This window comes from Telluria sp. GW821-FHT07G12 (assembly GCF_059418525.1).
In genome coordinates this window covers 384,042-396,459 of sequence record NZ_JBWKQA010000002.1, presented here as the reverse complement: position 1 = coordinate 396,459, position 12,418 = coordinate 384,042, and the positions used below count along the sequence as shown (strand labels likewise).

12 protein-coding genes are annotated in these 12,418 nt (G+C 64.4%); 3 read left to right on the top strand and 9 right to left on the bottom strand.

Annotated elements, in window-relative coordinates; all coding sequences use genetic code 11:
• Positions 1-25 precede the first annotated feature (25 nt).
• The 8 genes from rseP to rpsB all read right to left on the bottom strand — a co-directional run bounded on the left by rseP (position 26) and on the right by rpsB (position 7,451).
• On the bottom strand, positions 26-1,372 hold the full coding sequence (gene rseP, locus AC07PE_RS10005; RefSeq protein ID WP_498763737.1) for an RIP metalloprotease RseP: 1,347 nt from the start codon (positions 1,370-1,372) through the stop codon (positions 26-28).
• Positions 1,373-1,376: 4 nt separating this feature from the next.
• Entirely contained in the window at positions 1,377-2,555 is a 1,179-nt protein-coding gene (ispC, locus tag AC07PE_RS10000) for a 1-deoxy-D-xylulose-5-phosphate reductoisomerase (RefSeq protein ID WP_498763735.1), read from the bottom strand.
• A gap of 11 nt (positions 2,556-2,566) precedes the next feature.
• A complete protein-coding gene (locus AC07PE_RS09995) occupies positions 2,567-3,394 on the bottom strand; it encodes a phosphatidate cytidylyltransferase (protein ID WP_498763732.1) in 828 nt (275 codons plus the stop codon).
• A gap of 3 nt (positions 3,395-3,397) precedes the next feature.
• On the bottom strand, positions 3,398-4,150 hold the full coding sequence (uppS, locus tag AC07PE_RS09990; RefSeq protein WP_498763730.1) for a polyprenyl diphosphate synthase: 753 nt from the start codon (positions 4,148-4,150) through the stop codon (positions 3,398-3,400).
• A gap of 103 nt (positions 4,151-4,253) precedes the next feature.
• Positions 4,254-4,814 (bottom strand): ribosome recycling factor, encoded by a 561-nt coding sequence (gene frr, locus AC07PE_RS09985; protein WP_498763728.1) that lies wholly within the window; start codon positions 4,812-4,814, stop codon positions 4,254-4,256.
• A gap of 33 nt (positions 4,815-4,847) precedes the next feature.
• Complete coding sequence (gene pyrH / locus AC07PE_RS09980; protein ID WP_230020738.1) at positions 4,848-5,564, bottom strand: UMP kinase; 717 nt, start codon at positions 5,562-5,564, stop codon at positions 4,848-4,850.
• 119 nt (positions 5,565-5,683) lie between these two features.
• Positions 5,684-6,592, bottom strand: a complete 909-nt coding sequence (gene tsf / locus AC07PE_RS09975; protein WP_498763726.1) for a translation elongation factor Ts — start codon at positions 6,590-6,592, stop codon at positions 5,684-5,686.
• Positions 6,593-6,704: 112 nt separating this feature from the next.
• Positions 6,705-7,451 (bottom strand): 30S ribosomal protein S2, encoded by a 747-nt coding sequence (gene rpsB, locus AC07PE_RS09970; RefSeq protein WP_498763724.1) that lies wholly within the window; start codon positions 7,449-7,451, stop codon positions 6,705-6,707.
• A 201-nt stretch (positions 7,452-7,652) separates the two neighbouring features.
• Between rpsB and map the strand changes: the two genes are divergently transcribed.
• The 3 genes from map (at position 7,653) to AC07PE_RS09955 (ending at position 11,968) form a co-directional block, all read left to right on the top strand.
• Positions 7,653-8,501 carry a type I methionyl aminopeptidase gene (gene map, locus AC07PE_RS09965; protein ID WP_498764756.1) on the top strand — a complete coding sequence of 283 codons (849 nt, stop codon included), beginning with the start codon at positions 7,653-7,655 and terminating at the stop codon, positions 8,499-8,501.
• 10 nt (positions 8,502-8,511) lie between these two features.
• On the top strand, positions 8,512-11,100 hold the full coding sequence (locus AC07PE_RS09960; protein ID WP_498763722.1) for a [protein-PII] uridylyltransferase: 2,589 nt from the start codon (positions 8,512-8,514) through the stop codon (positions 11,098-11,100).
• A 121-nt stretch (positions 11,101-11,221) separates the two neighbouring features.
• Positions 11,222-11,968 carry a pseudouridine synthase gene (locus AC07PE_RS09955; RefSeq protein WP_498763720.1) on the top strand — a complete coding sequence of 249 codons (747 nt, stop codon included), beginning with the start codon at positions 11,222-11,224 and terminating at the stop codon, positions 11,966-11,968.
• Positions 11,969-11,977: 9 nt separating this feature from the next.
• On the opposite strand, the gene AC07PE_RS09950 is transcribed toward AC07PE_RS09955, so the two are convergent.
• Positions 11,978-12,295 carry a hypothetical protein gene (locus tag AC07PE_RS09950; RefSeq protein ID WP_498763718.1) on the bottom strand — a complete coding sequence of 106 codons (318 nt, stop codon included), beginning with the start codon at positions 12,293-12,295 and terminating at the stop codon, positions 11,978-11,980.
• Positions 12,296-12,418 lie beyond the last annotated feature (123 nt).

Here is a 12,418-nt window from a genome sequence, read left to right as displayed (position 1 = left end):
CAACGTACGTATTCTGCGCCCGGTATCAGAACAGCCGCACCAGGTCGTTGAAGACGGCGAGCGCCATCAGCATGAGCATCAGGCCAAACCCGGCGAGCTGCGCGATCTCTCCTATCCGCGCTGGCAGGGGGCGCCCGGTCAAAACTTCCAGCGAATAATACAGCAATTGGCCGCCATCCAGAACGGGAATTGGTAACAGATTCATTACACCCAGGCTCAGGCTGATGAAGGCAAGTATCTCGATATAGGTCGAAAAGCCCGCATCGGCGGCCTGTCCGGCCACCCCGGCGATGGTCAGCGGGCCCGAGACGTTCTTCAGCGAGACTTCGCCGGTCAGCATGCGGCCGATCATCTTGAGGGTCGTGACGCTGCCGTCCCAGGCGCGCGCGGCGCCCTTCACCAGCGCGTCCAGCGGGCCGGCCTTCACCGTCACCAGCTCGGGCATCTGCGCCAGTTCCAGCTTGATCACGCCCTGGCCGTGGGTCGGTTCGCGGTCCGGCGTCAGCGCCAGGTGCAGCGGCTGGCCAGCGCGCAGCAGGTCGAGCTGCAGGCTGCGGCCGGGCGCCTTGCGGACCGCAAGGATCACGTCGACGCCGTCGATCACCGGCTTGCCGTCGATCGCGGTGATGACGTCGCCCTGGCGCAGGCCGGCGCGCGCGGCCGCCCCGTCCGGGAGCACCTTGTTGGCCACCGCCGGCGGACGCCACATCTGCATGCCCAGCTGCTCCATGATGTCGGCCTGGCCGTCGGGGTCGAAGCGCGCCAGGGTCGCGGCCGGGATCACGGCGCGGTAGCTGCCGCCCGCCTGGCCATGCAGGGTGAGTTCGGCGTCATGCTTGTCGAGGGCGGCGCGCACGACTTCCCAGCGCAGCTCGCTCCAGGCCTGTACCTGGCGGCCGTTGACGGCAGTGACGGAATCGCCGCCGCGCACGCCGGCCACGTAGACCGCCGATTGCGCCGGCATCGCGCGCAGGCGCGTGCCCGGCTCCTCCTTGCCGGCCATGAACAGGCCCGCCATCAGCAGGATCGCCAGTGCGAAGTTGACGGCCGGGCCGGCGGCGATGATGGCGATGCGCTTCCACACGTTCTGGCCGGTGAATTCGCGCGCCTCTTCGCTGGCGTCCACGGGGGCGGAACTGGGGTCGCGCTTGTCGACCAGCTTGACGTAGCCGCCGATCGGCAGCATCGACAGCGCCCACTCGGTCTGGTCCGGGCCGACACGGCGCGACCAGATAACGCGGCCCATGCCGATCGAGAAGCGGCGCACCTTCACGCCGCACCAGCGCGCGACGAAGTAGTGCCCCAGTTCGTGGATGATGATCAGCGGCCCCAGGCCCAGCAGGAAGCCGAACAGGATGTGGGTGAAGCTCATGGCGTCAGGTCCGGGCCAGGCCGTCGACGATGCGGCCGGCGGCGATGCGCGCCACGGCATCCTGGTCCAGCACCGCCTCGATGCTGGAGGCCGCGCCGTACGGCACCTCGTTCATCACGCGCTGCACCACGCGGTCGATGTCGCGGAAGCCGATGCGGCGGTCGAGGAAGGCTTGCACCGCCACCTCGTTGGCCGCGTTCAGCAGGCTTGGGGCGGTGCCGCCCGCGCGCAGGGCCTCGAAGGCCAGCGCCAGGCAAGGGAAGCGGCGGAAATCCGGCGCATGGAATTCGAGCGCCGCCATGGCGGTCAGGTCGAGCTGGGCGACGCCGGACGCGATCCGCTCCGGGAAGGCCAGCGCATGGGCGATCGGGGTGCGCATGTCGGGGTTGCCGAGCTGGGCCAGCACCGAGCCGTCCACGTAGGACACCATCGAGTGGATCACGCTCTGCGGGTGGATCACCACCTCGATCAGATCGGCCGGGGCGCCAAACAGCCAGTGGGCCTCGATCACTTCCAGGCCCTTGTTCATCATGGTGGCGGAATCGACCGAGATCTTGCGCCCCATCGACCAGTTCGGGTGCTTGCAGGCTTCTTCCGGGGTCACCTGCTCCAGCGTCTCGACCTCGCGCTTGAGGAAGGGGCCGCCGGAGGCGGTCAGCAGGATCCTGGACACACCGGCGGCCTCGGGCTGGCGCGAATAGTGGGCGGGCAGCGACTGGAAGATCGCATTGTGCTCGCTGTCGATGGGCAGCAGGGTCGCCTTGTGCTCGCGCACGGCGTCCATGAACAGCTGGCCGGACATCACCAGCGCTTCCTTGTTCGCCAGCAGGACCTTCTTGCCAGCGCGCGCGGCGGCCAGGGTCGGCGCCAGGCCGGCGGCGCCGACGATGGCGGCCATCACGGTGTCGGTGTCACGGCTGGCGGCGATCTCGCACAGGGCCTGCTCGCCCCACGAGACTTCGGTCGGCAGGTCGGCGATCATGCTGGCGAGGCGCGCGGCGGCGTCGGGCGAGCCGACCACGGCGCGGGCCGGGCGGAAACGGCGGCACTGGGCCGCCAGCTCGTCGACGCGGCCGTGGGCGCTCAGCGCAAACACTTCATATTGTTCGGGATGACGCGCGAGCACGTCGAGGGTCGAGGCGCCGATCGAGCCGGTGGCGCCCAGGATGGTAACGCGTTGCATTGTGGGACCTTTTAAAGCCTGGAGCCGATCAGGGCTGCTAGCGGCAATACAGGGATCAGGGCGTCGATCCGGTCGAGCACGCCGCCGTGGCCGGGCAGCAGGTTGCTGCTGTCCTTCATGCCGGCGCGGCGCTTGAGCTGGGACTCGAACAGGTCGCCGACCACGCTGGCGGCAACCATCAGGACCAGGATGGCCAGCAGCGCCGGCCAGCCGAGGCCGTGCGCCACGCGCGCGGCGAAGGTGTCGGCGAAGGCGTCGCCGCCATAGGCCACCGACAGCGAGGCCAGGACCAGCACGGCGATGCCGCCGCCGATCGCGCCTTCCCAGGATTTACCCGGCGAGATCGAGGGCGCCAGCTTGCGCTTGCCGAAGGCTTTGCCCGAGAAGTAGGCGCCGATGTCGGCCACCCAGACGATCGCCATCACCGACAGCAGGAACAGCGGCGAGTGCGAGAACAGCACCACGATGGCGACGAAGCAGCCGAAGATGGCAAAGCCGTAAACCAGGCTCAGCAGGGTGTTGGAGGGGCTGCCCAGCGGCGGCAGGCCGGTCTTGAGCGAAGGCGTGAAGCGCGCGATCCACAGCGCCAGGCTGAGCGCCGACCAGAACGCGGCATTCGTATGGCCGGTGAACATCGAGACGGCGAACACCGCGGTCCAGACCAGGGCGATGATGTGGCCGTTGGCGGTGCCCGGATTGAACAGGCGCACGCATTCCCACACTGCGGCGCCGAAAAACACCGTGGCCACCACCGCGAACGCCGTGAAATTGTTGAAGTACAGGACCGGCAACAGGATTGCCAGCAGGACGAGCGCGGTGATGACCCGGGTTTTCAGCATCGATTATTTAGCCTTGGTTGCCAGCTGCTCGCCGGTGCGGCCGAAGCGGCGCTCCCGGCTCTGGTAGGACGCGATCGCCGTATCGAGCGATTCCGGCGAAAAGTCCGGCCAGAAGGCGTCGGTGAAGTACAGCTCCGAATAGGCCAGCTGCCACAGCAGGAAGTTGGAGATGCGCTCTTCGCCGCCGGTGCGGATGAACAGGTCCGGTTCCGGCGCATAGGCCATCGCCAGGTGCGGCGCCAGCATTTCTTCGGTGTACTCGAGCACGCCCGGATTCGCGGCCACCATCTTGCTCGTGGCCTGCATGATGTCCCAGCGGCCGCCGTAGTTGGCGCAGACGGTGACGGTCAGGCGGCTATTGTTGGCGGTCTTGCGTTCGGCGTTGGCGATCATGTCCTGCAGCTTCGGATCGAAGCGCGACAGGTCGCCCACCACCTTCAGGCGGATGTTATTGGCATGCATCTTCGCCACTTCGCGCTCGAGCGCGGTGACGAACAGGCCCATGAGGTAGGACACCTCTTCGGCGGGACGGCGCCAGTTTTCCGAGGAAAAGGCGAACAGCGTCAGGTACTCGACGCCGCGCTCGACGCAGGCCTCGACGATCTTGCGCACGGCATCCACGCCCTTGACGTGACCGGCCACGCGCGGCAGCAGGCGCTTGGTCGCCCAGCGGCCATTGCCGTCCATGATGATGGCGATATGGCGCGGCACCGCCGGCGCGTCGGGAACTGCGGTGGTCGAACTTTTGAAAATCATAAATCAGGCCGGAATCGGCGGTAAAAACAAGGCGCCGGCACGGACAGGCCGGGCCGGCGGACAGGTTGCGGCAGCAGGCGCAAAGGCGCCCTGCCCCCGCAGCTTACACCGTCATGATTTCTTTTTCTTTCTCGGCGACGAGTTTATCGATGTCGACGACCGACTTGTCGGTCATTTTCTGGATTTCGTCTTGCGCGCGGCGCTCGTCGTCCTCGGAGATGGCCTTGTCCTTGATCAGCTTCTTCAGCTGTTCGTTGGCATCGCGGCGCACATTGCGCACGGCGATCTTGGCATCTTCGGCTTCCGACTTGGCCAGCTTGACCATTTCCTTGCGGCGCTCCTCGGTCAGGGCCGGGGTCGGCACGCGGACCATTTCACCGAAGGTCGACGGATTCAGACCGAGGTCGGAATCGCGGATCGCCTTTTCGATGGTGTTCAGCATCTTCTTTTCGTAAGGCTGAACACCGATGGTGCGGGCGTCGATCAGCGTCAGGTTGGCAACCATCGGCAGCGCGGTGGGCGAACCATAGTAATCCACCATCACGTGGTCGAGGATGCCGGTGTGGGCGCGGCCGGTGCGGACCTTGGCCAGGTCGGCCTTCAGGGTCTCGATGGACTTGGCCATCTTGTCCTGGGCGTTTTTCTTCACGTCAGCGACGGACATGCTGCTCTCCTGTGTTTTGCTAAGTATTGAATGTTAAACGTGTACCAGTGTACCCTCGTCTTCGCCCATGATCACGCGCTTGAGCGCGCCCGGCTTGACGATCGAGAACACCTTGATCGGCAGCTTCTGGTCGCGGCACAGGGCGAACGCGGTGGCGTCCATCACCTGCAGGTGCTTCGAGATCGCCTCGTCGAAGGAAATCGACTCGTAGCGGGTAGCGTGCGGATCCTTCTTCGGATCGGCAGTATATACGCCATCGACCTTGGTTGCCTTCAAAACAATTTCGGCCGAGATTTCGGAGCCGCGCAGCGCGGCCGCGGTGTCGGTGGTGAAGAAGGGGTTGCCGGTGCCGGCGGCGAACACGACCACCTTGCCTTCTTCCAGGTACTGCAGGGCTTTCGGGCGCACGTAGGGCTCGACCACCTGCTCGATGCCGATCGCCGACATCACGCGCGCGGTGATGCCCTGCTGGCGCATGGCGTCGGCCAGGGCCAGCGCGTTCATCACGGTGGCCAGCATGCCCATGTAGTCGGCGGTTGCACGATCCATGCCCTGGGCGCCCGGCGCCACGCCACGGAAGATGTTGCCGCCGCCAATCACCACGGCCAGTTCCACGCCCAGCTTCTGCACCTCCGCCACATCGGCAACCATGCGCTCGATGGTGGCGCGGTTGATGCCGAACTGGTCGTCGCCCATCAGTGCTTCGCCAGACAGTTTGAGGAGGACTCGTTGGTAGGCGGGTTTGGTCATGAATGGGCTCCTAAATTGTAATGAATCGAATGCGGTACTGCGGTGCGTAGGTCACGCGTGGGCTCAGGGAGCCCACCCTACAAAAACGGGCCTTTCGGCCCGTCTTCATTTACTGCTGATTACTGCTTTGCTGCGGCCATCTGGGCAGCGACTTCGGCTGCGAAGTCATCGACCTTCTTCTCGATGCCCTCACCCACCACGTACATGGTGAATGCCTTGACGCTGGCGTTGTTCGCCTTCAGCATCTGCTCGATGCTCTGCTTGTCGTTCTTCACGAAAGCCTGGTTGAACAGCGACACTTCCTTCAGGTACTTCTGCACGGAACCATCGATGCGCTTGGCAACGATTTCTTCCGACTGCGGCTGCTTGCCTTCGGCGACGGCTTTTTCTGCGTCTTCCTTGGCCTTCAGCTGGGCGACCGAACGCTCTTTCTCGATCATTTCGGCCGGCACTTGCTCGGACGACAGGGCGACCGGCTTCATTGCGGCGATGTGCATGGCGACATCCTTACCGACTTGCTCGTCGGCGCCTTCGAAGTCAACGATCACGCCGATACGGTTGCCGTGCAGGTAGGAAGCCAGCTTGCCGGTGGTTTCGAAACGCTGGAAGCGGCGAACGGTCATATTCTCGCCGATTTTACCGATCAGTGCCGTACGCACGTCGTCGAAGGTCTTGCCGTCGACCGGCAGGGCTGCCAGGGCGGCGACGTCGGCCGGGTTGTTCTCGGCGACCAGCTTGGCTGCCAGGTTGGCCATGGCCATGAATTCGTCGTTCTTGGCGACGAAGTCGGTTTCGCTGTTGATTTCGACCAGCGCGCCGATGTTGCCGGCAACATAAGCCGTCACCACGCCTTCGGCGGTGATACGCGAGGCAGCTTTCGAAGCCTTGCCGCCCAGCTTGACGCGCAGGATCTCTTCCGCACGAGCCATGTCGCCTTCGGCCTCGTTCAGGGCCTTCTTGCATTCCATCATCGGGGCATCGGTCTTGGCACGGAGTTCGCCGACCATCGCTGCAGTAATCGCTGCCATGTTATTTCTCCTAGAAAGTTTTGTTCTTGCTGAATCTGCTTGCAAAAAGGGGCGCTCGATCTTAGGCTCGGCGCCCCTTTCTGGACTACTGCGGACCGGAGTCCGCCATCAATTATGCTTGCTCGGAAACTTCGACGAAGTCGTCGCCAGCCTTGGCCGCCTCAACGACTTCGTTGGTGGCGTTGGCACGGCCTTCCAGGATCGCATCGGCGACGCCGCGTGCGTACAGGGTGATGGCCTTCGACGAGTCGTCGTTACCCGGGATCACGTGGGTAACGCCTTCCGGCGAGTGGTTGGTGTCGACCACGCCGATGACCGGGATGCCCAGCTTGGCGGCTTCGGTGATGGCGCCCTTGTGGTAGCCGACGTCGACGACGAAGATCGCGTCCGGCACGCCGCCCAGGTCCTTGATGCCGCCGATCGACTTCTGCAGCTTTTCCATTTCGCGCGAGAACATCAGCGCTTCTTTCTTCGACATCTTCTCGACGTCACCGGCTTCGATCATGGCTTCCATGTCCTTCAGGCGCTTGATCGAGGTCTTGATGGTCTTGAAGTTGGTCAGCATGCCGCCCAGCCAGCGCTGGTCGACGTAAGGCACACCAGCGCGCTGGGCTTCAGCGGCGATGATGTCGCGGGCCTGGCGCTTGGTGCCGACCAGCAGGATGGTGCCGCGGTTGGCAGCGATCTGCTTGATGGTCTTCATCGCATCCTGGTACATCGCCATGGTTTTTTCCAGGTTGATGATGTGGATCTTGTTGCGATGACCGAAGATGAACGGTGCCATTTTCGGGTTCCAGAAACGGGTCTGGTGGCCGAAGTGAACACCGGCTTCCAGCATTTCGCGCATAGTAACGGACATAATATTCTCCAGGGTTGGGTCTTGAATAACGGCCAGTACACCTGATTCCAGGCACCCTTGTCGGCCGCATTCGCGATTCAATAAAAAGACGATTTTTACAACATTGCTCGATACGAACACGAGCAACCCGAGATTCTAGCGGGATTTGGCTCCAATTTCAAGTTCATACGTGGTTCGCGCGATCACATATAATGGACAGATATCCAATCGCACCATACAAAGACTATGTCCATCTCCATCAAGACCCCGGAAGAGATCGAAGGCATGCGCATCGCAGGCCGCCTCGGCGCCGAAGTGCTCGACTACATCACCCCCTTCGTCAAGCCGGGCGTCACCACCGGCGAACTCGATCGCCTGTGCCACGAATACATGGTGCAAGTGCAAGGCACCGTGCCGGCCCCGCTGAACTACGCGCCGCCGGGCTACCCGCCCTTCCCGAAGGCGGTCTGCACCTCGGTCAACGACGTGATCTGTCATGGCATCCCCGGCGACAAGGTCCTGAAAAACGGCGATTCGGTCAACATCGACGTCACCGTGATCACCAAGGATGGCTTCCACGGGGACAATTCCCGCATGTTTCTGCTGGGCGAACCCTCGATCCAGGCGCGCCGCCTGGCCGAAGTCACCTATGAATGCATGTGGCTGGGCATCAGCAAGGTCAAGGCGGGCGCCCACCTGGGCGACATCGGCCATGTGATCCAGCAGCATGCCGAAAAGAACGGCTACAGCGTGGTGCGCGAATTCTGCGGCCACGGCATCGGCAAGGTCTTCCACGAAGAGCCGCAAGTGCTGCACTACGGCCGCCCCGGCACAGGCGAGGAGCTGAAGGCGGGCATGATCTTCACGATCGAGCCGATGATCAATGCCGGCCGCCGCGAAATCCGCGAAATGCCGGATGGCTGGACCATCAAGACCAAGGACCGCAGCCTGTCGGCCCAGTGGGAACACATGATCCTGGTGACGGAAACCGGCTACGAAGTGCTGACCACCTCGGCCGGCACCCCGCCGCCGCCGGCGATCGTTCTCAACAAGGACGCCGTTGCGGCCTGATTAGCCTTCCATGACCGGCACCGCCACCACCGAACAGCCGCAGCTCCAGGTCCAGCTGCGCCAGCGCCTGAAGGATGAGCGCAACCTGATCATCGCGGACTTCCGCGGCAACGGCAAACCCGAGAAGCTGCTGCGCGGCCTGCGCCACAGCGTCGACGGGGTGCTGGCCGACGCCTGGAAGGCTGCCGGATTGCCGGCCGAGTCGGCGCTGGTCGGGGTCGGCGGCTACGGCCGCGGCGAACTCTTCCCCTATTCCGACGTCGATCTGCTGATCCTGCTCGGCGCGCCGGCCGATGCCCTCACCCAGGCCAAGCTGGAGAACTTCGTCCAGCTGCTGTGGGACCTGGGCCTGGAAATCGGCCACTCGATCCGCACCGTCGACGAGTGCATGAGCGAATCGGCGGCCGACATCACCGTGCAGACCAGCCTGCTCGAAGCGCGCCTGGTGGCCGGCAGCCAGCCCGTGTTCGCCGAGCTGCAGCGGCGCTACCTGCAGGCGATGGACGCGCAAGCCTTCTTCCACGCCAAGACGGCCGAAATGCGGCTGCGCCACGCCAAGTACGAATTCACGCCCTACAGCCTGGAGCCGAACGTCAAGGAAAGCCCGGGCGCGCTGCGCGACCTGCAGGTGATCCTGTGGGTGGCCAAGGCGGCGGGGCTGGGCAATTCCTGGACCCAGCTGGCGATCCGCGGCCTGATCACGCGCGCGGAAGCACGCCAGCTGATGGAGAAGGAATACGCCTTCAAGGACATCCGCATCCGCCTGCACCTGCAGACCCGGCGCCGCGAAGACCGCCTGGTGTTCGACGTCCAGACCGCGATCGCCGAGACCTTCGGCCTGAGCTCCACCGGCCAGGGGCTGGAGGCGCGCCGCGCCAGCGAATACCTGATGCAGCGCTACTACTGGGCGGCGAAAACCGTCACCCAGATGAACACCATCCTGCTGCAGAACATCGAAGCCCAGCTGTTCCCGCAGGATTCGCGGCCGCAGCCGATCAATGAGCGCTTCAACGAAGTGGGCGGCTTCATCGACATCGCCGCCGACGACACCTTCGAGGCGAATCCCTCGGCCGTGCTGGAAATCTTCGTGCTGATGACGGAGCGCCCGGACATCAAGGGCATGACGGCGCGCACCATGCGCGCGCTGTGGCATGCGCGGACCCTGATCGACGAGTCCTTCCGCGCCAATCCGGCGCATCGCGCGCTGTTCCTGCGCATCCTGCAGGCCCCGGTCGGCCTGGTGCATGCGCTGCGCCGCATGAACGACATGGGCGTGCTCGGCCGCTACCTGCCGAACTTCCGCCGCATCATCGGCCAGATGCAGCACGACCTGTTCCACGTCTACACCGTGGACCAGCACATCATGATGGTGGTGCGGAACATGCGCCGCTTCACGATGACGGAGCATGCCCACGAATACCCCTTCTGCAGCCAGCTGATCGCCAACTTCCCGCGCCGCTGGCTGCTGTACGTGGCCGCCCTGTTCCACGACATCGCCAAGGGCCGCGGCGGCGACCACTCGGAGCTCGGCAAGGCGGACGTGCTGGAGTTCTGCCGCGACCACGGCATCTCGGCGGAAGACACGGAACTCGTGGTCTTCCTGGTCGAGCAGCACCTGACCATGTCGCAGGTGGCGCAGAAGCAGGATCTATCGGATCCGGACGTGATCGCGTCCTTCGCCGGCCTGGTCAAGGATGAACGTCACCTGACCGCGCTCTACCTGCTGACGGTGGCCGACATCCGCGGCACCAGCCCCAAGGTGTGGAACGCCTGGAAGGCCAAGCTGCTGGAAGACCTGTACAAGATGACCCTGCGCGTGCTGGGCGGCGAAACACCGTCGGCCGACCGCGAACTGCGCGCGCGCCAGCAGGAAGCGCTGGCCACCCTGCGCCTGTTCGGCCTCGGCCCGCAGGCTCACGAAGCGCTGTGGAAGCAGCTCGACGTCGCCTACTTCCTGCGCCACGACGCCTCCGACATCGCCTGGCAGACACGCTCCCTGCACGACAAGCTGGGACGCGACAAGCCGGTGGTGAAGTCGCGCCTGGCGCCGATCGGCGAGGGCCTGCAGGTCACGGTGTATGTGAAGGACCAGCCGGACCTGTTCGCGCGCATCTGCAGCTACTTCGACCGCAAGAATTTCTCCATCCTCGACGCCAAGATCCACACCACGCGCGACGGCTACGCGCTCGACACCTTCCTGATCACGGACGAGCACTTCGCCAACAACTACCGCGACATCATCAGCCTGATCGAGCACGAGCTGTGCGAAGTCCTGACCCATCAGGAGCCGCTCAGCCCGCCGCTGCGTGCGCGCCTGTCGCGCATGTCGCGCAACTTCCCGATCGCCCCGACCGTCGAGCTGCGCCCGGACGAGCGCGGCCAGTTCTGGCTGCTGTCGATCGCCGCCAACGACCGCAACGGCCTGCTGTACGCGATCGCCAGCGTGCTGGCCCGCTACCGCATCAACCTGCACACCGCCAAGATCATGACCCTGGGCGAGCGCGTCGAGGACGTGTTCCTGATCGATGGCGCCGCGCTGAACAACCAGCGGGTGCAGGTGCAGTTGGAAACCGAATTGCTGGATGCACTGAAGATCTGAACAACACCACCGTCATTCCCACGGAAGCGGGAATCCATACCCTGCATGATCAGTGGCTCAGCATGGATTCCCGCTTTCGCGGGAATGACGTTCGAATACTCACGCTTTTACTCGATTTACCATGACCGAACCCGTACGCCTATCCAAACGCATGTCCGAACTGGGCCTCTCCTCCCGCCGCGAAGCCGACGATTGGATCGCCAAAGGCTGGGTCCGCGTGGACGGCAAGGTCGTCAATGAGCTGGGCAGCAAAGTGCTGCCGCACCAGAAGATCACGGTGGAGCGCCAGGCCGCGGCCGAGCAGTCCAAGCGCGTGACGGTGCTGATCAACAAACCGGTCGGCTTCGTCAGCGGCCAGGCCGAGGACGGCTACAAGCCGGCCGTGGTGCTGGTCAAGCAGGAAAACCGCTGGGCCGACGATCCCTCGTCCGAGCAGTTCCATCCGACGCAGCTGCGCTCGCTGGTGCCGGCCGGCCGCCTGGACATCGATTCGGTCGGCCTGCTGGTGCTGACCCAGGACGGCCGCATCGCGCGCCAGCTGATCGGCGAGAATACGTCCATCGAAAAGGAATACCTGGTGCGCGTGCAGTACACCAGGCCGGGCAAGCTGCCGGACGCGGATTTGAAGAAGCTGAATCACGGCCTGTGGATGGACGGCAAGCCGCTGCTGCCGGCCAAGGTGCGCTGGCAGAACGAGGACCAGCTCAGCTTTACGCTGAAGGAAGGCCGCAAGCGCCAGATCCGCCGCATGTGCGACATGGTGGGCCTGAAGGTGCTCGGCCTGAAGCGGGTGCGGATCGGCCGCGTCAAGCTGGGCGAACTGCCGCCGGGACAGTGGCGCTATCTCGGGCCCGACGAACAGTTTTGATGCCCACGTTCAATGCTGCCGCGCCTGGGTCCAGGGATCCAGCACGCGCAGCGCATCCAGAACCGCCCGCGGCCCGTCGACGCTGCCGCCGCTCTCCTGGTCCCACTCGAGCTTGAGCTTGGAGCGGCCCTTGCGCAGGTCGACACGGGCGTAGTCGACCCAGGCGTCGTCGCCGCCGTATTCGTAGGTCGTGATCCAGCCGGCCGCCAGCAAGGCATCGGCCGTCTGGCGCAGTGCGAACGGGGGCAATCCCTCGATCGTGCCTGGCTCGAGCCGCGGGTCGCCCAGCACGGACAAATATCTGACAAATTCCGAAATCCACGTCATCGCTGCCTCCCAACAGGGGTTTGACGTGATTTCAGTCTATCAGCGGGTTTCGGGCTTTGATGTTAGCCAACTCACACTGCATAGAAAATGCAGCATGCATCGATACGCCGGGAAATTGTTCCC

Excerpts from the sequence above, each read along its gene's own strand:
- tsf (WP_498763726.1), bottom strand. The coding sequence starts at position 6,592 with ATGGCAGCGATTACTGCAGCGATGGTCGGCGAACTCCGTGCCAAGACC.
- AC07PE_RS09995 (WP_498763732.1), bottom strand. The coding sequence starts at position 3,394 with ATGCTGAAAACCCGGGTCATCACCGCGCTCGTCCTGCTGGCAATCCTG.
- AC07PE_RS09960 (WP_498763722.1), top strand. The coding sequence starts at position 8,512 with ATGACCGGCACCGCCACCACCGAACAGCCGCAGCTCCAGGTCCAGCTG.
- uppS (WP_498763730.1), bottom strand. The coding sequence starts at position 4,150 with ATGATTTTCAAAAGTTCGACCACCGCAGTTCCCGACGCGCCGGCGGTG.
- frr (WP_498763728.1), bottom strand. The coding sequence starts at position 4,814 with ATGTCCGTCGCTGACGTGAAGAAAAACGCCCAGGACAAGATGGCCAAG.
- ispC (WP_498763735.1), bottom strand. The coding sequence starts at position 2,555 with ATGCAACGCGTTACCATCCTGGGCGCCACCGGCTCGATCGGCGCCTCG.
- rseP (WP_498763737.1), bottom strand. The coding sequence starts at position 1,372 with ATGAGCTTCACCCACATCCTGTTCGGCTTCCTGCTGGGCCTGGGGCCG.
- AC07PE_RS09950 (WP_498763718.1), bottom strand. The coding sequence starts at position 12,295 with ATGACGTGGATTTCGGAATTTGTCAGATATTTGTCCGTGCTGGGCGAC.
- rpsB (WP_498763724.1), bottom strand. The coding sequence starts at position 7,451 with ATGTCCGTTACTATGCGCGAAATGCTGGAAGCCGGTGTTCACTTCGGC.
- AC07PE_RS09955 (WP_498763720.1), top strand. The coding sequence starts at position 11,222 with ATGACCGAACCCGTACGCCTATCCAAACGCATGTCCGAACTGGGCCTC.
- pyrH (WP_230020738.1), bottom strand. The coding sequence starts at position 5,564 with ATGACCAAACCCGCCTACCAACGAGTCCTCCTCAAACTGTCTGGCGAA.